Consider the following 21,058-nt stretch of genomic DNA (forward strand, 5'->3'; position numbering starts at 1 on the left):
CCTCGAGGAAAGCGGGCTTGGTGCCGTGGTCCAGGGTCCGCCACAGCCGCCGTCCACGTCCCTGGTCATAGCGCCGGGACCGACGCCGGCACCGACCGCAACGGTTCTTCTGACGCGCCATCGGTCGGACACTGACCACGACCCGGCCACCGTGACCCGGCTCGACTCGAACGTCCTCGATCGCGGTGTCTTCAAGTCCGAGCAGGGGTCGCCATAGGGTGAGCGCAGACACGCCGTTCTCCTTCGCCAGGTAACTGTTCCTCAACAGCTCAGAAACCTAGCCAGAGAACGGCGTGTCCTACGTCAACTGCTCAACCCCACCCACACATCCGTCACAAGAGCCCAAACTTTGCGACGGGAGTACGAGCGCAGCGAGTACTCCCAATGGAATGACGGAGTCATTCCACGGTCAGGGTCATTTGTGGATACCCCACAGGGGTTGTCCACAGGTAAGTGCACAGGTGTGGATGAGTTACACCGGTGTGGTTCTACACAGCTGTGGACAAACCTGTGCACTCACGGCTGTGGAGAGACGCGGGAAAGTACGGAACGCAATCGACCCGGTCCCGGCCCGGCGGGGTCGATAACGTTCCGTACTTTCCGGACGATGCGCTCAGGCGGTGAGGGAGGCGGAGCGCAGGATGACCGCGAGGGCGATCAGGGCGGCGATGAAGACCAGCGCACCGACCTGGAACTGCGTGCGGTTGCGGCGGGGGGCGTAGACCAGGGCGCCGGCGATCGCCACTCCGCCGAGGAAGCCGCCGAGGTGGCCCTGCCAGGAGATGAACGAGCTGCCGAGGACGGTGATCACGACGTTGATGCCGATCCAGGTCAGGATCGACTGGACGTTGCCGCCGACCTTGAACGCCACCACGAGCAGGGCGCCCATCAGGCCGAAAATCGCGCCGGACGCGCCGAGGGTGGCGCTGGACTCGTCGGAGAGCCAGAAGACCAGGGCCGAGCCGGCCAGGCCGGAGAGCAGGTAGAGCGCCAGGAAGCGCACCCGGCCCAGCACCAGCTCGAGCTGGGGGCCGAGGGCGTAGAGCGCGAACATGTTGAACGCGATGTGCCAGATCTCCACGTGGGAGAACATGCTGGTGACCAGCTGCCAGTAGGCGCCCTCGGACACACCGGGGATCCACTGCCCGTCGCCGGGTGGGTTGGTCCCGATCGCGCAGGCGCGCTCGGTGAAGAGCGGGTAGGTGCCCGCCTCCGCCCGCGAGCCGCACACGCCGGTGGGCAGCAGGGCCAGGCGGTAGACCAGGTCGCTGGCCTTCCAGCCGGTCACCACGATCATCACCCACACGAAGGCGTTGATCCCGATCAGGGTGATCGTGGTGGCGCCGGGGTTGCTCGGCCGCACTCCGCCGTACGCCGTCCGGCCGGCGCGGGTGGTCTTGGCACCCTCGGCGACGCAATCGGGGCACTGGAAGCCCACCGACGCCTGCCGCATGCAGTCAGGACAGATGATCTTGTCGCAGCGCTGGCAGTGGACATAGGACTCCCGCCCGGGGTGCCGGTAGCAAACCGACATCGGCACCCCAGGAACGGGAGCGGGGTGCTCGGTCAGGAACCCACGACCTCGACCGAGTCGATGACGACGGCGTCCTGGGGCCGGTCACCGGCACCGGTCGGGGTCGTGCCGATCGCGTCGACGACGTCGCGCGAGGCCTGGTCGGCCACCTCGCCGAAGATCGTGTGCTTGCGGTTGAGCCACGGCGTAGCGCCGAGGGTGATGAAGAACTGCGAGCCGTTGGTGCCCGGGCCGGCGTTGGCCATGGCGAGCAGGTAGGGCTTGTCGAAGACCAGCTCGGGGTGGATCTCGTCCTTGAACGTGTAGCCGGGGCCGCCGGTGCCCGTGCCCAGCGGGCAGCCGCCCTGGATCATGAAGCCCTCGATGACGCGGTGGAAGCCGAGCCCGTCGTAGAACTTCCCGGTGCGGCCGTTGCCGGCGTCGTACGACTTCTCACCCGTGGCCAGGCCGACGAAGTTCTCGACGGTCGCCGGAGCGTGGTTGGGGAAGAGGTTGACGGTGATGTCACCCCGGTTGGTCTTGAGGATGGCCTGCTGCTCAGCCATGACTGCCTTTCGCCTTAGGCGTTGTCGCCTGGAATGTCTGGTGCGTTACGTCGGAATCGTTGCGGATCGATCCTCGCACGCGCCACAAGGCGAGCGTCACCGCAGGTCGTCGAGGAGGTCACCCCGGCGGGGGGTGGCCCGGGTTACCAGTGGCATGGTGGGATGGAGACGACGCCTAAGAAGGAGTGCTCGGATGGGACTGCGCAAGAAGAAGTCACTGTTGGACCAGGCAAATGACTGGGCCAGCGACTATGTCGAGGCCGCGAAGCCCCACGTCGAGGCGGCCTACGAGTCGGCCCGCGAGTTCGTGCAGGACACGGCGGTGCCCGCACTCCTCGACGCCAAGGACAAGGCCGGCCCCGCGCTGGCCGACGCCCGCGAGAAGGCCGCGCCAGTGATCGCTGACGCCCGGGGCAAGGCGGCGCCGCTGATCGCCTCCGGTGCCGCGCTGGCTGGCGAGAAGGCCACTGCCGCCAAGGCGCTGGCCGACGCGAAGGTCGCCCAGCTCAAGGGTGAGCCCGAGCCCAAGAAGGGCGGCAAGCTCAAGAAGTTCGTGCTGTTCGCCGGCATCGCCGGTGCGGTCGCGTTCGTCGCCAAGAAGCTCCAGGGCGGCAGCGGCTCCAGCGACAACTGGCAGTCGTCGTACGTCCCGACCCCGCCGCCCAAGAGCGCGCCGACCCCGGCCCCCACGCCGGCCGAGGCCACGACCGACGACACCGGCGGCTCCTCGCCCGACGAGGCCCTGGCCGACGCCGCCGACGCCCCGCACCCGGTCACCACGCCCGACGACCCGGCCGACGTAGTCGAGATCAACCCGGACACCAAGTCCTGACCATGGAGTGACTTCGTCACTCCATGGGGAGCCTGACCCGCTCCACCGTTGACCCGCCCGAAACTTTCGGGCGGGTCAACGTCATTTCAGTGGGTTTCGGACGGGTCGGCGTAGTCCTCGATCCAGGCGTCGATCCGCTCCCACCAGCCGAAGAGCCACTCGATCCGCTCGTCACGGCCGGCCGGGATCTCGGAGCGCGGCACGGTCCACCAGCGCATCACGATCTTCTTGTCCATCGGTAGCTCGCGCCAGATGTCACCGACGGTGAGCAGGTGGTCGAGCCCCGTGTGCGCCACGAGTACGACGTCAGCAGCCGGCGCGGCGTCGAGCGCGGCCAGGAAGCCGCCGGGGCGCGGGGCGAGCACGTTGGTCATCGCCTCGGCGCGCTCGGCCATCCGCTCCATGCCGAGCTTGCGCAGCCGGTCGATCGCGCGCTGCCGCCGGGCCGGGGTGAAGTTGCCGCCTTCGGGGAAGATCACGAACGCGTCGTTCTCGTCGAGGTCCGAGGCCAGCGCGGCGATCTGGCTCTCGAGGTCCTCGCCGGCCGCCGGGTTGGGCGAGATGAACCGCGCCGGGATCCGCCGCAGCACCACGTCGATCATCGGGTCCCAGGCGAGCGTGTCCTTGAGCACGACCCGCGGCTCGCGCCGGTACCAGTACATCAGCGCGTGGATCAGCGTGAACGAGTCGCCGGGCCCGGCATGCCGGCACGCGACCAGGATCGGCCGGCCCGGGTGGGCGTCCGGGCTCGGGCCGTCGGTGACGATCGTCAGCCGGAGCACCCGCTTCGCCTCGCGGAAGAACACCCACATCACGCCCTGCACCAGGTCGTAGTGGATGCCCTCGAAGTAAGGCGTCCGGATCCGCCTCCCGAACCCGCTGGCCAGCCACAGCCCCAGCAGCACGAGCAGCATCAGCGCCTCGATCGTCAGGTAGACGATGAGGATCCACGCCAGCCGCAGCGCCCGCCACCGGCCAGGCAGCAGCGGCGACAGCGCCGCGGCCGCGATCGCCCAGAGCGGCGCGGTCACCCACAGCAGCCCCGCAAGCAGTACGACGGCCGGCGCGACGACGACCCGCCGGACGACTCTCATCGCGGTCTCACAGGTCCCTCAGGTGCTCAACCAGGTAGTCGCGGCTCGCCTCGTAGGTGAGCTCGATCCGCTCCTCGACGGTGCTGAAGTCGCGGGTGCCGAAGATCGTGTCGTCGCGCGCGGAGGTGCCCTTGGCCGGCAGCACGTGGCACTCGACGTCGTCGGGCAGCTCGGCGAGCTCGCGCGTGAACCGGTGCCGCCGCGCGATCTCGAACGACACTCGCGCGACCTCCCACGGACGCTTCGGCACGGTCAGCGGCCGGTCGATGCGCCCCACCTGGAGCACGAACACCCGGGTCGCACCGAGCCGGACCGCGCGCCCCAGCGGGATCGAGTTGACGATGCCGCCGTCGAGGAAGTGCTCGTCGCCCACCTTGGCCGGCGGCAGGATCCCGGGTACGGCGGCGCTCGCGACGACTGCGTCGACCACCGGGCCGGAGTCGAACCAGTGCTCCGCGGCCCGCTCGATGCTGGCCGCGCAGACCTGGAAGCGCACCGGCAGCTCCTCGATCGTGAGGTCGCCGAACTCCTCGGCCAGCCGCTGCTGGAGCGGCTTCGAGGAGTAGATGTGCGTGCCGGTCGCGACGGCCCGACGTACGGTCCGCAGCGGGTTGTCGCCGTAGACCTCACGCCCCGACTCGCTGGCGCCGCGCCACAGCTCGGTCATCCGCTCGATGACCGTCAGGCTCGGGTCCTGCGCCACCAGGGCACCGTTGATGGCGCCGACGCTGGTGCCGAGCACGAGGTCGGGCACGACGCCGCGCTCGAAGAGGGCTCGCAGCATCCCGACCTCGACCGCGCCAAGCACCCCGCCCCCGCCGAGGACGAACGCGGTCGTCATGGTGCTAGGCCGCGCTGGGCGTGAGCTCGTCGGTGTGCTCGGCCCGCACCCGCGCGGTGGCGCGGTGCTCGGCCCAGAAGCTCAGCACGGGCACTGTGCCGCAGAGCAGCGTGACGATCGTGAAGCCCAGCTCCCAGCCGGCCTTGCGCGACAGCAGGAACGCCGTGACCAGGAAGATCATGTAGAGCCAGCCGTGCGCCACCCCGAGGTTGGTGGTGATCCACTCGCCGGCCTCCTGGGCGCCGGAGCCGTCCTCGAAGAGGTACTTCAGCGGCATCCCGATGAGGATCAGCACGATCAGCAGGACGCCCACGACGGTGGCCATCACGCGGTAGCGGGTCAGGGTGCCGGTCACGCGTCCGAACGTACCCGGTCGGCCTCGGCCGAGGCCTCCTGGGGCGCCCCCTCCTCGCGCACGAAGCGCCACCAGATGAAGGCCGCGAACCCGCCGAACACCCACCACTCGATCGCGTAGAGCAGGTTGCGCAGCGCCGTGAAGCGACCCGGCGACGGCAGCTGCTCGAGGGTGGCGGGCGCCAGCCCGTCGAGCGGCTCGGTGGCCACGCCGTAGGCGCCGTACAGGTCCTGGTCGACGTGCTGGATCAGGTCGGCGGTCCGCAGCTGCGGGAGTACGTCGTCGTCCGGGTCGGTGTCGGCCTCGCCGCTGCCCTCGGTCGGCTGGAGCCACGCGACCACCGAGGCCGTGCCGGCCGGCGGTGGGGGCGCGGTGTCGATGGCCGACAGCCACCCGCGTACGACGGGCAGCGCGGGGCCGTCCGGGTCCGGCCCGTCCGGACCGTCGATGGCGAGCGGGGTCACCACCCAGAACCCCTCGACGCCGTCGACCTCACGGCCGGACACGAAGACCGTCGAGTCGGGCAGCCAGGTGCCGGAGACCTCGACCGGCTGGCCCACCTGGTCGCCGGGGAAGGCGTCGTCGGGCCCCATCACGTCGGCGAGCGGGACCGGCTCGAGCTGGGTCAGGTCGACCGCCTCGGCCGCGCGATGCTCCTGCCAGGCGTCGTACTGCCACAGCCCCAGACCGCCCGCCACCCCCACGCAGACCAGCACGAGCAGGTGTGCGCCCAGCATCCGGAGGGTCAGGAAGGCACGCACCCTGGCAAGAGTACGGAGTCACTTCGCCCCTCCACGGGGTCGCCTGCGCGTTACCCTCCCTGGCATGACGTTGAGCGCGGAGCAAGCGCAGTGGTTCCGCGCCGGGTTCACCGACATGGCCGACAACATGGGTCAGGCCCTGCTCGGCAAGGACCACGCGATCCGGCTCGCGCTGACCTGCCTGGTGTCCGAGGGACACCTGCTGCTCGAGGACCTGCCCGGCACGGGCAAGACGATGCTCGCTCGGGCGCTGGCCAACACCGTCGAGGGCCGCCACGCGCGCATCCAATTCACGCCCGACCTGCTGCCGACCGACGTCACCGGGGTGACCGTCTACGACCAGCTCAAGGGCTCCTTCGACTTCCACCCCGGCCCGATCTTCCACGACATCGTGCTGGCCGACGAGATCAACCGGGCCTCGCCCAAGACCCAGTCGGCGCTGCTCGAGGTGATGGAGGAGGGCCACGTCACCGTCGACGGCGTCACGCACGACGTACCCCGCCCCTTCATGGTGATCGCGACCCAGAACCCGATCGAGCAGGCCGGCACCTACCGGCTGCCCGAGGCCCAGCTCGACCGGTTCCTGATGAAGACGTCCGTGGGTTATCCCGACGCCGACTCGACCGAGGAGCTGTTGCTGGCCTCGCACATCCGCGACCGGGCCGAGCTGGTCAAGCCGATCGCGACCACCGCCCGGATCGCGGAGATGTCGGCGCTGGCCGCCGACGTCCACATCGACCGGTCGCTGGTGCGCTACGTCCGCCAGCTCGCCGAGGCCTCGCGCACGATGAACCACGTCCGGCTCGGGCTCTCGGCGCGCGGCTGCCTGGCGCTGGTCCGCGTCGTCAAGACCTGGGCCGCCGCCGACGGCCGCACGGCCGTCGTCCCCGAGGACATCAACAGCCTCGCCGAGCCCGTGCTCTGCCACCGGCTGCTGCTCGACCCCCAGTCGCAGTTCAGCGGCGCCACCATCAGCGACGTGATCTCCCAGCTGCTGGCCGCCGTCCCGCCGCCCGTCGACCGTGACTGACGTCCGGCGCACGCTGCGCCGCGTGCGCGCCGGCGTGACTCCGGCCGGACGGGCGGTCATCTGCCTCGGTGCCTTCGCGACCCTGGTCGCGGCGTTCGCGGGGTACGACGAGTTCCGGCTGATCGCCATCATGTGCGCGCTGCTCGTGCTCGTCGCGCTCGTGCTGTTCTCGATGCCAACGCGGGTGCGGGCCCGGCTGCAGCTGCACCCCGCGCACACCATCGCGGGCGAGACCGGGGTCGGTGACCTGGAGGTCACCAACCTGCGGCTGACCCCGATGTACCACCCGCTGGTGAGCATCCCGCTCGACGCCGCCCGCGACGACCTGCGAGGCGCCCAACGCGTGCACGTGCGGATGCCGGTGCTGCGCCGCGGCGAGACCACGGTGGAGCGCTTCGAGGTGCCCGCCGTACGGCGCGGGGTGCTGCAGGTCGGCCCCGCAGGCGTACGGCGGACCGACCCGCTGGGGTTCTTCCAGCGCCACGCCGTGTGGGCCCAGCCGGTCGACCTCTACGTGCGGCCCCGGATGGTCCGCGTCGAGTCGCTCGGGACCGGGTCGGTGCGCGACCTCGAAGGCATCCCCAGCGACCAGATCTCGATGAGCGACCTGTCCTTCCACGCGCTGCGCGAGTACGTCGTCGGCGACGACCTGCGCCACGTCCACTGGCGTTCGTCGGCGCGCACGGGTCGGCTCTACGTGCGGCAGTACCACGACACCCGCCGCAGCCACACCGTCGTCCTGGTCGACGACGACCCCGCCGCCTACGCCGACCCCGAGGACTTCGAGCTGGCCCTCTCGATCGCGGCGTCGGTGGTGATGCGGGTCGCCCTCGAGCAGTTCGCCCTGACCCTGGTCTGCGGGCCCCAGCAGCTTGCCGGCTCCCCCCACCAGGTCCTCGACGCGTTCTGCCTCTCCGAGCTCGCGGCTGGGTCCGACCTCCGGCTCGCCGCCGCCACGGCGGCCCGGATGGCGCCGGACGCCAGCCAGCTGATCGTGGTCTCCGGCGGAGGGGTCGACCCCGGTGTCCTGAGCGAGGTCCGCAGGACCTTCCCCGACGACGTCCAGTTCCTCGCGTTCCGGGCCGACCCGGGCAGCGGCGAGGAGAGCCCGGCAGCGGACCGTCCGCACCTGCTCACGGTCAGCGTCCTCGAGGAGCTCCCCGGCCTGCTCGGCGCCTACGTGCGTGGGGTCGTCCTGTGAGCGGGGGCCTCCAGTGAGCGAGCCGCGGGCGCCGGCGGTCCAGGGCTTCCACGCCTGGGACCTGGTGCTGGTCTTCGCCCTCACCGCGATCGCGCTGGTCGGCTGGAGCTCGACCTACCGCGGCGCGGGGTGGTTCGTGGCGGGGGGCCTGGCCGCGCTGGCCGGCGCGGTGATCGCGTTCGTGGTGGTCTCCCTGCGCGGCGGCGTCGAGATCGTGAGCCTGCTGCTGCTGGTCGTCTACTACCTGGTCTCCGGACCCATCGTCGACGGGAGCCTGCGCCTCGACGGGCTGCGCACGCTGGAGAACGGCATCCGTGCCAACGTCGAGGGGTGGCCGATCCTGCTGGGCACCCATCCGCCCGTCGACGCCGAGGGCGCGGTGCTGCTCGCGCCCGTCCTGCTCTGCCTGGTGTCGGCCGGCATGGGGGCCGCGACAGCCCTGCGCGGCACTCGTGTCGCCTGGCCGCTGGTCCCGCCCACGATGATGCTGGGCTCCGTCCTGCTCCTGGCCCAGCCCGAGCCGGTGTCGGTGCTCCTGCAGGGGGTGGGCTACGGCGCGCTGGCGATGCTCTGGATGCGGCTACGCGGGCTGCGCGTGGACGAGACAGCGCACGGTCGGGACCCGGCACGCCTGTGGCGGCTGGGCGGCAGCGTGGTCATCGTGGTGGTGACGGCGCTGGTGGCCGGCGTACTGGCCGACACGACCGAGCCCGGCGAGCGGCTCCTGCTCAGCCGCAGCCTGGCGGCGTACGACGTCGGCGCGGTGCGGACGCCGCTGGACGGCTTCCGTGACTACACCCGGCAGCGCGACAAGCCGAGCGGCAACGTCTTCGACGTACGGCTCTTCGAGGTCGAGGGCGCGCCGGCCGGGACCCGGGTCAGGCTCGCGGCCCTGGACACCTACGACGGCTCCCGCTGGAAGGCCTCCAACGACACCGATCCGAGTCGCCACGACGACCGCTTCCTCATGCTGTCGTCGACGATCACCAACCCGGCGCGCGGACGCGAGGTCGCGGTCACGATCACCCCGTCGGCGCGCTACACGCTGCCCTGGGTCCCGATGGTCGGGGCCCTCCAGTCCTTCGAGTTCCTGGGCCGCGCGCGCAAGGACGCGCGGACACACCTGCGCTACAACCCGGCCACCCAGACGGGCGTGATGGACGACCGGCTGGAGGAGAACGACAGCTATCGCTTCACGACCCGGCTCACCGGCGGCCTCCTCAAGCCGCGGATGGAGCCCTCGGGGTTGTGGGACCAGGCCGTCTACGACGCGGGCGCCTTCCTGCAGCCGGCCGTCAACACCTGGTCGGCCGGCGCCTACGGCCAGGTCGATGCCCTGATGCGGGTGGCCGCGCGGCTCAAGAAGGAAGGGCGCTACAGCGACGGCTACGCCGACTGGGAGTCGGTCTACCTGCCCGGGCACAGCGAGTCGCGGCTGGGCGACGACTTCCTCTTCGAGGTGCCGAGCGTCGGCAACGACGAGCAGTACGCCGCCGTCATAGCGCTCATGGCCACCCGGCTCGGTTTCCCGGCACGGGTGGTGGTGGGCGCCGTCGTCCCCGAGTCCGGCGTGGTCCGCGGCCGCGACGTGGAGGCCTGGGTAGAGGTGCGGATCTCGGACGGCAGCTGGCGCACCCTCCCGACCGAGTCGTTCATGGGTCGCCGGCCACCCAAGCGCGAGGACAGCAGGGGCGGCTCGACCGGCGTGCGCCACTTCCCCCCGCCCATTCCGGAGCAGCAGCCCCCCGCCCAGCCCGAGCAGCAGCCGCAGCCCGACCCTCCTCAGGAGGAGGAGGAGCCCGACGAGGAGAGCGACTCGGGAGGAGGCGTGCCCTGGCGCCTGGTCCTGCTCCTGCTGCTGGGCGGCCTCCTGGTCGCCGTACCCCTGGCCAAGGCCGTGCGGCAGCGCCGCCGCCTGGGCGCTCGCCGCGTCACCGCCCGCTACGCCGGCGCCTGGGCGGAGCTGATCGACCGCGCCCGGGACCTCGGCACCCCCGTGCCCGACGGCCTGACCCGTCCGGCCGAGGCCCGTGCGCTGGGTGCGCGTCTGGCGGAGGTCGGCGAGGGCGAGCAGGGCTCGGTGCTGACGCTCGCTCAGGAGGCCGACGCCCGGATCTTTGGCGCCGACGAGCCCGCCCCCGCCGACGCCGCCGCCTTCTGGGACCTGGTCCGCGACCAACGCTCTGGCCTCGCCGCCGACGTACCTCTCCGCCGCCGCCTCTGGGCCGTCTTCAACCCTGCGTCGCTCCGCCGCCCGCGGCCGCCCGGCGGCTTGTAACACGTTGTTCGTGGCACTTCTCGCCCGATATTTCGGGCGAGAAGTCACGAAAACAACGTGTTACAAGAGTCGCAAACGCCAACTGGTCATACCACTTGACCTGCGACCGCAGCCCGATCTACGGTCGCGGGCATGCCCCTCCAGCCCGTGGTACGCCGTTCGGTCCCCGACGAGGTCTTCGACCAAGTCCTCGGGGAGGTGGTCGACGGCGGCATCGAGCCCGGCGAGACGCTGCCGAGCGAGCGGCGCCTGGCCGAGGTGCTCGGGGTGTCCCGGCCGGCGGTGCGGGAGGCACTGCAGCGGATGGCGCAGACCCGGCTGCTCGAGGTGCGCCACGGCGGCTCCACGACCGTGCGCGACTTCAAGCGGTTCGCCGGTCTCGACCTGCTGCCGCAGCTGCTCGTACGCCGCGGCAACCTCGACGCCGCCGTGGCCCGCAGCGTGCTCGAGGCGCGGCTGGCGATCGGTCCGAGCGTGGCCGCCCTCGCCGCCGACCGCGGCGGCCCGGCTCTGGCCGCGGCCCTCGAAGGCACCGTCGACGCACTCGCGGCCACCGACGACGACGTGGAGCGCCAGCGGCACGCGCTGACCTACTGGGACCAGGTCGTCGACGCCGCCGACTCGGTCGTCTTCCGGCTGATGTTCAACAGCCTGCGGGCCGCCTACGAGCCGGCCCTCGAGGCGCTCGCGCCGGCGATGGCCGAGGAGGTCGGGCAGGCCGGCGCCTACCGCGTGCTCACCGCCGCCATCGCCGCGGGAGACCCCGACACCGCGCGCGCCGCCGCCGACCGCGTGCTGCGTCCCGCCACCGACAGCCTGATCGCCGCCCTCTCGGCGCTGGACCTGCAGAACGACGAGGAGAAGCACTCATGACCAAGGCCACCCCCGAGATCGAGGCACTCGCCGCCCAACGCCTCGCCCACGACGAGGACCGGATCACCGGCAAGGCCGGCCCCGGGCGCCGTACCAACGTCACCCTGGGCGAGGCGTGGGGTGCGTGGTGGCGCCACCCGAGCCCGCCGATGATCAGTACGGCGCTGCTCGCCGCCGTGGTCGCGCGCGTCGTCGCCGGCGGCGGGTCCTGGTGGGAGCTGGCGATCCCGGTCGCGCTGGTGGCGATGTTCCCCGTGATCGAGTGGGTCATCCACGTCGTGATCCTCCACTGGCGCCCGCGCCGGCTCGGCCCGGTCCGGATCGACTCCCTGCTCGCCCGCGAGCACCGCGCCCACCACGCCGACCCGCGCGACATCCCGCTGGTCTTCATCCCGTGGAAGGCGCTGCTGTGGCTGCTGCCGGCGTACGCCGTGGTCGCACTGCTGGCGATGCCCAGCCTGCCCAGCGCCCTGAGCATGCTGGTCGCCGTCTACGGCATCAAGCTCGGCTACGAGTGGACCCACTACCTCGTGCACAGCGACTACCGGCCCCGCTCGATGTGGTACCGCGGCGTGTGGCGCAACCACCGGCTCCACCACTACAAGAACGAGCACTACTGGTTCACCGTCACCTCCGCCGGGACGGCGGACCGGCTGTTCGGCACCTACCCCGACCCCGCCGGCGTCGCGACGTCGCCGACCGTCAAGAACCTGCACGCCAGCGACAGCTGACGAGCTCGATCGCTCAGTCGGTGCAGACCGCGAACGGCAAGTTGCGCTGGCGGGTGAGCAGGGCCGCAGCGGCCGGGTCTGGCATCGAGTAGCCGATGCGGCCGCCGACCGGGTCGGCGACCCCGTCGGTGAAGCCCATGGCGAACTCCGGCTCGGTCGCCGGCAGGTTCTCGGCCAGGCGCATCCGCTCGAACACGTCCGTGCGGTCCGTTCCCAGGCGGGCGGTGGCCAGCAACCCGCCGAAGGACAACGACCACGCCTCCAGCGTCTCGAGCTCGGCGAGGTCCGCCGCCGGCGTGGCCGCCAGCTCGTCCGCGACGTCGGCGCCGAAGGCGTACTCGAACGGCACGCACTCGCGCTGGACGTGGGTCGCGTTCGCCTCGGCCTGGCTCACCAGCGACACCAGCTCGGCGTCGGCCGCCCAGCTCGACTCCCCGTCGGGGGCAGTCCCGCTCGACACCAGCCGGTTGTCGGCGTCGACCTCCGCGCCGCTCAGCGGCCCGACGCCGTCATCGACGGCACGTCGTACGGCGTCCAGGTCGAGGTCGTCGCGGAAGGACAGCACCCAGCCCTCGCCGGCCGGTCCGCTGAACGACGCCTCCCACGCGACGTCGTCCTGGGTGAAGCCGTAGTCGCGCAGCAGCCGGGCCTCGACCGGCCGCAGCATCCCGGTGGAGAGCAGCGGTGCGTCCTCCTCGGCCTGGCGCCAGAAGCGCGCGCGCTCGGCGGCCGGTGACTCACCGGTCAGCAGCGAGGCCCCGAGCACGAGGCGCACCTGCTCGAAGTCGGTGACCGAGAGCGTCGTCGCGTCGTCGGGGACCAGCGCCAGCACCGCGGGCGCGGAGGCCAGCGCGGCGTCGTACGCCGGGGGGCCGGTCTCGGTCGGCTCGCCGAGCGGCGCCGCCGGCACCGGGTCGGGCTCCTCGGCCGAGCACCCCGTGACCGCGAGTGCGGCGACGAGCACCGTGACCACGCCCCAGGACCTCACGCCGTCAGTGTGCCATCTCCGCCGGTAGGTTCGCCGCATGGAGCAGCCGCACCGAGCCGCGCGGATCGAGCAACGCATCCACGCCCTCGTCGAGCGCCGGCTGCACACCCAGGGCTGGACCCCGCGGGTCGTCCCCTACGTCGGGTACGGCGGCGCCGGCTGGGTCCGCGTCCTCGCGCGGGTGCTGCTGATGCCGCCCGGCTCCCCGCGCTCGCTGCGCACCGACGGCCGCGGCTGGCGACGGTTCGTCTCGGCCTCCGCCAGCGACGTCCCCGTCACCGTGCGCGTCGGCGGCCACACGCACGTCGTACCCAGCACCCAGGACGGCTACGTCGACGTCCGACTCGAGGTCTCCGGGCTCGAGCCCGGGTGGACCCACGCCCTGCTCTCGGTCGCCGACGCCGAGCCGGTCGAGGCACCGCTGCGGATCGTCGGCCCGGCGACCACCATCGGCCTGGTCAGCGACATCGACGACACGGTCATCGTCACCATGCTGCCGCGCCCGCTGGTGGCGTTCCGCAACGCGTTCCTGGTGCGCGAGATCGACCGCCGCCCCGTGCCCGGCATGGCCGCGCTGTACGCCGACATCGTCGCCGCGCACCCCGACGTACTCGTCGTCTACCTCTCCACCGGCGCCTGGAACACCGCCGCCGCGCTCAACGGGTTCCTCGAGCGCCACGGCTACCCGCCCGGACCGCTGCTGCTCACCGACTGGGGTCCGACCAACGACGGCTGGTTCCGCTCCGGCCGCGCCCACAAGCGGGCCCAGCTCGCGCACCTCTTCGCCGACTTCCCGGGCCTGCGCTGGCTCCTGGTCGGCGACGACGGCCAGCACGACCCTTCGCTCTACGCCGAGGCCGCAGCCACCCACCCCGACCAGGTGCTCGCGATCGCGATCCGCCAGCTGTCGACCACCGAGCAGCTCGCCCAGCACGGGAGCCTCGTCGGACCCGACCCGATCACCGAGCCCGTGCCCCACGCCGTCGACGACGCTACGCCGGAGGTGTGGGCTCCCGACGGCGTCGCCCTGGCCGAAGCCCTGCGCAAGCGGGGTCTCCTGCCGCCGATCTCGCGTTAGTCGTCGGCCTGGACGTCATCACCGTCATCATCAGCCGGCTCGCTGTCGTCGGCGTCTGGATCAACCTCCGGAACCTCGACGCCGTCAACGCCGTCGGTCTCGTCGGAATCCCCTGAGCCGTCGCTGTCCTCAGTGTCGTCAGCCGCATCACCGTCGCCGTGATCGGTCGGGTCGGTGTCGCCGTCGTCGGTCGAGTCGGTGTCGTCGTTGCCCTCGGTCTCCGGGGAGACCTGGGGTTCGTCGGTCCCGTCGTGGCCCTCGGTGCCTTCTGTCGGTTCGGCTCCCGGCGCATCCTCGGTCGGGGATGCGGGCTCACCTACTGACGGCTCCCGGTCGGGGGCAGGCACTCCGCGGCCCTGGTCAGGTCGTTGCTCGGGCGGCCTCCGAGGGTCGCCGGCGGTCGTGGGCGGCTCGACAGGGTCCGGCTACGTGTGGTCGGCCGGGGGCGGGAGACCTCGCCTCACGACACGGCAGTCCCGAGCGGCGTCGACTGGGGCACCACTGCGGATGGGGCCTTGGTCATCAACGGCATTGACGCCACCCGCCGGCTCCTGGGTCTTCTCTCCAAGCGAGAGGCCGAGGTGATCGCCTGCATCGACGTCGTCGGGCTCGACGCCGCGGCCACGAGCCAGGCGTTGGGGATCAGCGTGACCGCAGTTCGCGTGGCGCGGCACCGCGGCCTCAAGCGGCTCCGTGCGCTGATGTCGACCCCGCCAGCCCGCACGGCGCCGGCCCCACCGCGACCGGTCGCCGGGCCAGCATGAGGACGCGGCACCGAGAGGCTCCCGAATCGCGCATGTAACGGATCGCAGTGCTCGCAACCTGAGTCTTCCGTAACCTTCGTCCCGCTGCCCCCGCCGTGGGTCGTCCCCCGCTGGTTCTGGAGGATTCATGACGCTTCACGACCCATTGCCCGGCAGAACAGTCGCCGTCGGTGCCGCCCTGGCCGCTGCCGGCCTGTTCGGTGTGATGCCTTTGGCGCACGCCGGATCCTCCGACGCCGATGGCGACGGCATCCCCCACCGATGGGAGCGCAGCCATGGCATGAACCCGTTCAAGGCTGCCGACGCCCGCGCCGACTTCGACCTGGACCGCCTGAGCAACCTTCGCGAGTACCGACTGGGGTCGCGCATTCGCGATGAGGACTCCGACAACGACGGCCACGACGACGGCGATGAGGTCAGGGACGGGTTTGGCTCGACCGCCCTCAACGACCGGGACACCGACGACGACGGCGACTCGGACGGCGACGGCGAGTCCGACGAGGACGAGGCGGACGTGCTGGGCACGATCGACTCCTTCGACGGCACCACGCTCGTGGTCACCTCAGTGAACGGGTTCATCGTCTCCGGGATGGTCACCGAGGACACCAAGGTTGAGCTGGAGGAGGACGGCGAGGACGGTGAAGGGGCCGGAGCGACGACCGCCGACCTCCAGCCGGGCGTCACTGTTGCTGAGATCGAGTTCGATGACGAGACCGGCGCGATCGAGGAAGCCGAGATCTACCTGACCAGTCCCTGATCAACAGGAGCCCGACCGGACACCGGCACATCCCCGCCGGACTGGGCTACTCGGGCTTTTCGTCGTCGTCCTGCTCGCGCCACCAGACCAGCAGGAACAGCCCGGACAGGATACCGGCGACGATCAGCACCGCGACCTGAAGAGGCTCGTCGTAGATCATTGCCCCTCACGCTAACGACAGTCGCGGCCCGCTCACAGTCCCAGCGGCCGAAACCGGAGGGTTCCGGCGGATCGCCGCTGCACTCAGCGCCGCCGCGTCACCGCGCGCGCCGTGGCCGCGACGGCGAGGTCGATGCCCTTGATCTCCCGCCAGCGGACGCGCGAAGCACCGGCGAGTTGCTCAAGCACGTCGAGGGTCGCGCTGTTGGCGGGCGGAGGCGAGAACCGGTCGTGTCCGCTTCGCCACCCGAGCGCGAAGAGCAGGTCGCTGATCTCGCTGCGCCACTCCTGGGCCGGTACGCCGCTGCCGACCACGGCGAGTGCCATCCAGCCCGCCTGGCGCTCGGCGTCCTTGGTCCCTAAAGGCAGGCGCCCGACGATGTGACGCCACAGTGCCTGCGGGTCACGGCCACATCGGAGGGCGGCGGTGGTCGGGCTCAGCCGGCCCTTGCGGACGCTGACGAAGCCGAGGGCGCGCGCGGTAGTGCGGATGTCGGCGACGGGGAAGGTGAGGTCCTCCCGGTTGGCCTTGCCGAACCACCAGTCCGCGATGCCGGTGCGTTCGGCGACCTGCTCGACCACCGCAGGCGGGAGGTAACCCGCGGCGGTCAGCGTGACGCCGTCCCCGATGACCTCGAGGAAGACCCGGTAGGTCTCGGTCAGCCTGTCGGCCTCGACATCACTCACGTCTATCGAACCGTGGGAGAACGGCCGTCCCAGGACCTCGCGCAGCAGGCGGACGCCCCGGCGGTCGAGCTGTTCAGCCAGCTCGGCCATCTCCCCGGTGACCGCGACCGGCTCGGCCACCGCGATCGCCAGGGCGGTGTCGGTCTCCCCGACGTCGAAGTGGTCGGGGTGCCAGTCAATCGGCAGCCAGTCGCGCGCATGCGCCGCGTCCTCGAAGTTGCCAGGGAGACGCACGTCGTCATACCCGCTGCGGACCCAGGCGGCCAGGTCCTCGTAGCCGCCGATGCCACCGCAGTCCTCGGGCGGACACGCCATCCGACCACCGGTGCAGCGCGCCGTCGCGGGCGGCTCATCGAGGACCTCCTCGATCACCAGCTTGTGGTCCCAGCCGTCGCCGAAGTCGTAGTCGTACCAGAGCTCGTCGCCCTTCTCGGCGACGAGCTGGTCGAGTCGCACGTCGTCCTCGAGCGTCCCCTCATCGCCCTCCTCGAGGTCGAAGCTCGTGACGAAGAACGGCGAGCGGTGGTCGCTGCCGGTGCGGAACCGGTGCAGATGGCTGTTGGTCCACCCCATCGCGGCCTGGATCACGTCATGCAGCCGCGGCAGGGTCAGGTCACCGGGCAGCTCGAGGCGGCGCCAGACCGGCGGCTTCGCGCCGTGCAGGTCCAGACGCACCCGGAACCCGCGGACCTCGCTCGGGACCGGGAGCAGCGTCGGCGCCTCTTCGCGCTTGACCTTCTCGAAGATGCTGGTCACCTGTCCGCTCATCAGCGCCTCGAGGAGCGCCTTGTTCTCCTCGGGGCTGGCGCCGGCCATCAGCTGCTTCACCAGATACTGGACGTCGATTGCTTCGGCCACGACAGACAGTCAATCACCGTCGGATCTGTCGATGAGCGCGCGCCACGAGGGTCGCAGGGCGGCTCTTTCGCGCGTGCTGGCTATGAGTTGTGGAGTTCGCTCGCGAACTGATGGGCCCACTCGCCGATGCGGATGGCCTCGGTGCGCGTGGCGGCCGGATCGGCTCCCTTGATCCCGAGCATGGTGGGGAGCAATCCCTCACCGTCGTAGACGCGGGCAAGAAGGTCGGCGTACTCCTCCGGTGGCGCGTCCTCCATGCCGACCTCTCTGATCAAGAGTCGGATGTCGGGGCGGTCTTTGCGACGTGTGGCGATGAGCTTCATCGCCAGGACGTGCTCGGGCGGGGCGATATGAATGGTCAGGCCCGGTTTTGTTGGCGGCGTCAGTGCCCATTCGGGCCGAGGAGGCACCCAGCCCGCGGCGTTGCTGTTGAGCCATCCTTCGGGTAGGCCGTGGTCTTGGGCCATCGAGGTGGCCTCGTCCAAGACCGCTGCGTGACTGGTCAGTGCGTCGATATCGGGGGTCAGCCCATCACGCCCGTACGCCAGGGTCATAGCGGCGCCACCGACGAGGTAGAGGCTCGCGGCAATACCGCGAGCCTCTAGTCGGTCGCCTAGTTCGTTGAGCAGCGCCGTCATCTGGGCACGGTCCAGTTCGAAGAGCGGTCCGTTGCTGTCCATCACGCGGTGACGAGGTCCTTCTCAGCGATGAAGATGTTGCGCTCAGCTAGCCAGCGTGGAGTTTGTTCTTTGATCTGGTCGTCGCTGAGTCGAGGTGTGTCGAGGATCCATTCGCTGGCGAGGCGGGGCCCTTGCGTCCACTTGGGTGCAGGAAGGCCGGCCTCGTGGAACTCCCTGCTGACGAAGGCGGCGGCCAGGGCCTTCCAGTGAGCTTCGATGTCCGGCGGCTGCGCCTCCCAGGCCTCGGCTAGTTCCATGGAATTGCGCAAGATGTCGCGGAGCCTGTCGCGAAGTTCGAGAGACAGGGCGTAGGTCCAGTCGTCGTCGCCCTTGTTGTGGGCTGCGCCGATGGAGAGGACGGCGTCGATGGAGGTAGGAATGCGGCTCTCGCGAGCTCGGGAGATGGCGTCTGCGATGCGCTCGGCGCGCAGGAGAAACGCCGCAGATGGCGCGATCTTGCCCGAACGGTAGGCCGAGAATCGTGAAGCGTCGGTCCCCAGTGCGTGGGCAAAACGGCGCAACGAGAGACCGCTTCGCGCATGAGCGGCGTTGAGGCGGTCCATGACCGCCTGTGTGTCTCGGTCCATCACTTGGACAGGATACATCGGCGTAGTCATATATGACAACGCGCCGTCTGCGCGACGGATTGCCGCGTCACCACCGAGCAGACGGGAGCTGCCGCGGTGCCGCCTCCAGATCCTCGAGCTTTGATCCGAATGGCGTTGCCGCAGCGGTACGCCAGGAGCGTGCCTGCTGCGATCCAGCGCCGGATGGTCTTGACCGAGACCGACATGGCCTCGGCTGCCTCCTCGAGGCTCGCCGGCATGGACGACAACCTCGTCCCGTCCGAGAAGGGCGTCGAAGACCTGCGGTTTCTCTCGGTGGAGCCTAGGGGACTCGAACCCCTAACCCCCTGCTTGCAAATCGACCTGAAACAGGCGCAGTATGGCTCTGACCTGCAGAAACGTCGGACACGTGTGGACAAGATTCCCCTATTTGGGACATTCTTTCCCCCACCAGTCCCCCACAGGGACTCCTGCTGCTAACCAAGCATGGGGTTAGGACTCGGGATCGAAGGGCGGCTCTCGGATGGCCAGGCGACGGGGCTTCGGCGAGGTCGAACGGCGGGTCAGCGCGACCGGCCAGGTGACCCACCGAGCTCGCTATGCCATGCCCGACGGCACCCGCTACTCACGCACTCTCGCCACCAAGATGGACGCCGAGGCGTGGCTCGCTGCCGAGCGGGCGTTGGTCGACCGGGAGGAGTGGACTCCACCCAGGGCACGTCAGGCGGCGGAGTCCAAGCGGCAGTCCGCCGCGGCCTGGAACACGGTCGGCTCGTTTGCCGAGCGCTTCCTGGTCGAGCGCGGCCTGCGGCCGACCACCCAGCGGAACTACCGGCAGCTGCTGCGGTCACGGATCCTCCCGTACTTCGGCGAGATGCCGCTGACTGAGGTCGCCCTGTCGGAGATCAAGCAGTGGCGCGCCTCGCTGGATCCAGCCACCGAGTCGAGCAACGCCGCGGCGTACCGACTCGTGCGATCGATCCTCCAGGCGGCCGAGGAGGAGGAGCTGATCTTCCGAGCACCACCCAAGATCCGCGGCGCCGGATCGGCTCGCGTGAAGCGAGTCGCCGTGCCGGCGACCCTCGACGAGCTGGCGGTCATCATCGACGCGATGCCCGAGCGGCTGCGACTGCTCATCGTGCTGGCCGCGTTCGTCGGCCTCCGCGAGGGCGAGCTGCTCGAGCTGCGACGCTCCGACATCGACGGCGTCACCGGTCGGATCAGCGTCACCCGCAAGGTCGACAAGGACGTCATCCCCGGAACGAAGGACGCCTGTCCCAACTGCGGTCGCGTCATCAGCCCGCCGAAGACGGCCAGCGGAGTCCGTACCGTGCACGTCCCGCCGCCATTCCTTCCGATGCTGCAGAAGCACCTGCTCGAGCACACCGCACCCGGCCCGGCTGGACTGCTGTTCGCCGGCGACCGGACCGACCACATGAGCGTCCGCTATCTGATGGACCGATACCGCCCCGCCCGCGAGAAGGCCGGTCGCCCGGACCTGACCATCCACCACCTGCGCCACACCGCACTGACCATCGCCGGCCAGCACGGCGCGACGGCGGCCGAGCTCCAGGCGCGTGCCGGCCACGCCTCCCAGGCCGCGATGGCGATCTATCAGCACGCCACGCTGGACCGCGACAAGTCGCTCGCCCAGGCGATCGGAGACACGTATCGCCGCTGGGCAGAAGGCAAGCACCCATGAACGCCGTTGAGTTCCACCTGGGTGTGAACTAGAGTTGACAACCAGGGTCATCAAGACGAACCACTTCGACAGGTGGTTCCGGCAGTTGAAGGACATCCGGGCCGCGGGTCGGATTCAGATGCGGCTGGACCGGCTCAGCGCGGGGAACCCCGGGGACGTGCGACCAGTCGGTGGCGGCATCTCAGAGTTGAGGATCGACTACGGCCCGGGCTACCGGGTCTACTACCAGCAGAAGGGCGACGTGTTGATCGTCCTCCTCTATGGCGGCGACAAGTCCACCCAGGCCAAAGACATCACGAGGGCGAGAGAACTCGCAGAGGAGTGGACGGACAATGACCAAGACTGAGTTCAGCGAGTATGACTCGGCCGACTACCTGACCTCCCTCGAGCACATCGCCGCCTATCTGGAGGCCGTACTAGAGGAAGCGGGCGATGACCCCGCCTTCGTCGCTAAAGCCCTCGGAACCATCGCGCGCTCGCAGAACTTCAGCGAACTTGCCCGCAAGGTCGGGATGAGCCGCGAGGGGCTTTACAAGGCCTTGTCAGCGGACGGCAACCCGAGCTACGCCACCATCGTGAAGGTCGCCAAGGCCCTCGGTCTCAAGATCGAGTTCCACGCGGTCGCCTAGCCACACGATGCGCGGGCCGGCCGGGGTCGGGACCTCTTCAGTAGCGAACCTCCCTGCGTCCTACCGCCGCGTCCAGTCGCAGCGTGCACCGCACAGTTCGGGCAATCTCGCGTCG

At 70.5% G+C, this 21,058-nt stretch carries 25 protein-coding genes; 12 read left to right on the forward strand and 13 right to left on the reverse strand.

All coding sequences use genetic code 11. From position 1 onward, the window contains the following. The 3 genes from BLR90_RS21465 to BLR90_RS10745 form a co-directional block, all read right to left on the reverse strand. A partial coding sequence (locus tag BLR90_RS21465) for a transposase family protein (protein WP_245715284.1) occupies window positions 1-121 on the reverse strand: 121 nt, incomplete at its 3' end. Window positions 122-613: 492 nt separating this feature from the next. Beyond that, entirely contained in the window at window positions 614-1,453 is an 840-nt protein-coding gene (locus BLR90_RS10740; protein ID WP_245715256.1) for a rhomboid family intramembrane serine protease, read from the reverse strand. A gap of 113 nt (window positions 1,454-1,566) precedes the next feature. Further along, window positions 1,567-2,079, reverse strand: coding sequence for a peptidylprolyl isomerase (locus BLR90_RS10745; RefSeq protein WP_091025222.1), 513 nt, complete (start codon window positions 2,077-2,079; stop codon window positions 1,567-1,569). A gap of 193 nt (window positions 2,080-2,272) precedes the next feature. On the opposite strand from BLR90_RS10745, the gene BLR90_RS10750 reads away from it, so the two are divergent. Beyond that, the gene (locus BLR90_RS10750; RefSeq protein ID WP_091025223.1) at window positions 2,273-2,911 is read left to right on the forward strand and encodes a DLW-39 family protein; all 639 of its coding nucleotides are present in this window, start codon (window positions 2,273-2,275) and stop codon (window positions 2,909-2,911) included. Between the two features lie 86 nt (window positions 2,912-2,997). On the opposite strand, the gene BLR90_RS10755 is transcribed toward BLR90_RS10750, so the two are convergent. The 4 genes from BLR90_RS10755 to BLR90_RS10770 are packed head-to-tail and all read right to left on the reverse strand — an operon-like array spanning window position 2,998 to window position 5,962. Beyond that, a complete protein-coding gene (locus BLR90_RS10755; protein WP_091025224.1) occupies window positions 2,998-4,005 on the reverse strand; it encodes a 1-acyl-sn-glycerol-3-phosphate acyltransferase in 1,008 nt (335 codons plus the stop codon). A gap of 7 nt (window positions 4,006-4,012) precedes the next feature. Beyond that, window positions 4,013-4,846: a patatin-like phospholipase family protein gene (locus BLR90_RS10760; RefSeq protein WP_091025225.1), complete on the reverse strand. Its 834-nt coding sequence runs from the start codon at window positions 4,844-4,846 to the stop codon at window positions 4,013-4,015. 4 nt (window positions 4,847-4,850) lie between these two features. After that, complete coding sequence (locus tag BLR90_RS10765) at window positions 4,851-5,201, reverse strand: DUF3817 domain-containing protein (RefSeq protein WP_091025226.1); 351 nt, start codon at window positions 5,199-5,201, stop codon at window positions 4,851-4,853. Continuing rightward, the gene (locus tag BLR90_RS10770) at window positions 5,198-5,962 is read right to left on the reverse strand and encodes an SURF1 family protein (RefSeq protein WP_091025227.1); all 765 of its coding nucleotides are present in this window, start codon (window positions 5,960-5,962) and stop codon (window positions 5,198-5,200) included. The genes BLR90_RS10765 and BLR90_RS10770 overlap by 4 nt, the downstream gene beginning before the upstream one ends. Window positions 5,963-6,026: 64 nt before the next feature. Here BLR90_RS10770 and BLR90_RS10775 point away from each other — a divergent pair, with 64 nt between their 5' ends. The 5 genes from BLR90_RS10775 to BLR90_RS10795 all read left to right on the forward strand — a co-directional run bounded on the left by BLR90_RS10775 (window position 6,027) and on the right by BLR90_RS10795 (window position 12,075). Then, window positions 6,027-6,992 carry an AAA family ATPase gene (locus BLR90_RS10775; RefSeq protein ID WP_091025228.1) on the forward strand — a complete coding sequence of 322 codons (966 nt, stop codon included), beginning with the start codon at window positions 6,027-6,029 and terminating at the stop codon, window positions 6,990-6,992. Beyond that, window positions 6,985-8,193: a DUF58 domain-containing protein gene (locus BLR90_RS10780; protein WP_091025229.1), complete on the forward strand. Its 1,209-nt coding sequence runs from the start codon at window positions 6,985-6,987 to the stop codon at window positions 8,191-8,193. Before BLR90_RS10775 ends, BLR90_RS10780 begins: the two co-directional genes overlap by 8 nt. 13 nt (window positions 8,194-8,206) lie before the next feature. After that, window positions 8,207-10,471, forward strand: coding sequence for a transglutaminase-like domain-containing protein (locus BLR90_RS10785; RefSeq protein ID WP_091025230.1), 2,265 nt, complete (start codon window positions 8,207-8,209; stop codon window positions 10,469-10,471). Window positions 10,472-10,603: 132 nt separating this feature from the next. Then, window positions 10,604-11,344: a FadR/GntR family transcriptional regulator gene (locus BLR90_RS10790; protein WP_091025231.1), complete on the forward strand. Its 741-nt coding sequence runs from the start codon at window positions 10,604-10,606 to the stop codon at window positions 11,342-11,344. Then, on the forward strand, window positions 11,341-12,075 hold the full coding sequence (locus BLR90_RS10795; protein WP_091025232.1) for a sterol desaturase family protein: 735 nt from the start codon (window positions 11,341-11,343) through the stop codon (window positions 12,073-12,075). The genes BLR90_RS10790 and BLR90_RS10795 overlap by 4 nt, the downstream gene beginning before the upstream one ends. Window positions 12,076-12,088: 13 nt before the next feature. Here BLR90_RS10795 and BLR90_RS10800 read toward each other — a convergent pair whose 3' ends face one another. Continuing rightward, window positions 12,089-13,063: a hypothetical protein gene (locus tag BLR90_RS10800; protein ID WP_143016183.1), complete on the reverse strand. Its 975-nt coding sequence runs from the start codon at window positions 13,061-13,063 to the stop codon at window positions 12,089-12,091. A gap of 37 nt (window positions 13,064-13,100) precedes the next feature. On the opposite strand from BLR90_RS10800, the gene BLR90_RS10805 reads away from it, so the two are divergent. Further along, window positions 13,101-14,141 carry an App1 family protein phosphatidate phosphatase gene (locus BLR90_RS10805; protein ID WP_091025234.1) on the forward strand — a complete coding sequence of 347 codons (1,041 nt, stop codon included), beginning with the start codon at window positions 13,101-13,103 and terminating at the stop codon, window positions 14,139-14,141. Here the strand turns inward: BLR90_RS10805 and BLR90_RS10810 are convergent. Further along, entirely contained in the window at window positions 14,138-14,488 is a 351-nt protein-coding gene (locus BLR90_RS10810) for a hypothetical protein (protein ID WP_091025235.1), read from the reverse strand. The two genes, BLR90_RS10805 and BLR90_RS10810, sit on opposite strands and share 4 nt — an antisense overlap. A gap of 168 nt (window positions 14,489-14,656) precedes the next feature. On the opposite strand from BLR90_RS10810, the gene BLR90_RS21010 reads away from it, so the two are divergent. Together BLR90_RS21010 and BLR90_RS10820 are read left to right on the forward strand one after the other, a co-directional pair. After that, window positions 14,657-14,905 carry a sigma factor-like helix-turn-helix DNA-binding protein gene (locus BLR90_RS21010; RefSeq protein ID WP_170254366.1) on the forward strand — a complete coding sequence of 83 codons (249 nt, stop codon included), beginning with the start codon at window positions 14,657-14,659 and terminating at the stop codon, window positions 14,903-14,905. A gap of 127 nt (window positions 14,906-15,032) precedes the next feature. Then, a complete protein-coding gene (locus BLR90_RS10820; protein ID WP_143016184.1) occupies window positions 15,033-15,662 on the forward strand; it encodes a hypothetical protein in 630 nt (209 codons plus the stop codon). A 243-nt stretch (window positions 15,663-15,905) separates the two neighbouring features. On the opposite strand, the gene BLR90_RS10825 is transcribed toward BLR90_RS10820, so the two are convergent. From BLR90_RS10825 to BLR90_RS21765, 4 genes are all read right to left on the reverse strand, one after another. Further along, entirely contained in the window at window positions 15,906-17,366 is a 1,461-nt protein-coding gene (locus tag BLR90_RS10825) for a plasmid pRiA4b ORF-3 family protein (RefSeq protein WP_245715257.1), read from the reverse strand. Window positions 17,367-17,446: 80 nt separating this feature from the next. Further along, window positions 17,447-18,049, reverse strand: coding sequence for a hypothetical protein (locus BLR90_RS10830; RefSeq protein ID WP_091025238.1), 603 nt, complete (start codon window positions 18,047-18,049; stop codon window positions 17,447-17,449). Further along, the gene (locus tag BLR90_RS10835) at window positions 18,046-18,609 is read right to left on the reverse strand and encodes a helix-turn-helix domain-containing protein (protein ID WP_143016185.1); all 564 of its coding nucleotides are present in this window, start codon (window positions 18,607-18,609) and stop codon (window positions 18,046-18,048) included. Before BLR90_RS10835 ends, BLR90_RS10830 begins: the two co-directional genes overlap by 4 nt. A gap of 50 nt (window positions 18,610-18,659) precedes the next feature. Beyond that, the gene (locus BLR90_RS21765) at window positions 18,660-18,872 is read right to left on the reverse strand and encodes a helix-turn-helix domain-containing protein (RefSeq protein ID WP_091025240.1); all 213 of its coding nucleotides are present in this window, start codon (window positions 18,870-18,872) and stop codon (window positions 18,660-18,662) included. 263 nt (window positions 18,873-19,135) lie between these two features. Here BLR90_RS21765 and BLR90_RS10845 point away from each other — a divergent pair, with 263 nt between their 5' ends. From BLR90_RS10845 to BLR90_RS10855, 3 genes are read left to right on the forward strand one after another with little or no spacing between them, the layout of a single operon-like run. Further along, the gene (locus BLR90_RS10845; protein ID WP_091025241.1) at window positions 19,136-20,314 is read left to right on the forward strand and encodes a tyrosine-type recombinase/integrase; all 1,179 of its coding nucleotides are present in this window, start codon (window positions 19,136-19,138) and stop codon (window positions 20,312-20,314) included. A 34-nt stretch (window positions 20,315-20,348) separates the two neighbouring features. Beyond that, window positions 20,349-20,660 carry a type II toxin-antitoxin system RelE/ParE family toxin gene (locus tag BLR90_RS10850; protein WP_091025242.1) on the forward strand — a complete coding sequence of 104 codons (312 nt, stop codon included), beginning with the start codon at window positions 20,349-20,351 and terminating at the stop codon, window positions 20,658-20,660. Then, window positions 20,647-20,943: an addiction module antidote protein gene (locus tag BLR90_RS10855; RefSeq protein ID WP_091025243.1), complete on the forward strand. Its 297-nt coding sequence runs from the start codon at window positions 20,647-20,649 to the stop codon at window positions 20,941-20,943. The genes BLR90_RS10850 and BLR90_RS10855 overlap by 14 nt, the downstream gene beginning before the upstream one ends. Window positions 20,944-21,058: the final 115 nt, after the last annotated feature.

Source organism: Nocardioides szechwanensis, assembly GCF_900103935.1.
In the GTDB taxonomy this organism is placed as follows: Bacteria; Actinomycetota; Actinomycetes; order Propionibacteriales; family Nocardioidaceae; genus Nocardioides; species Nocardioides szechwanensis.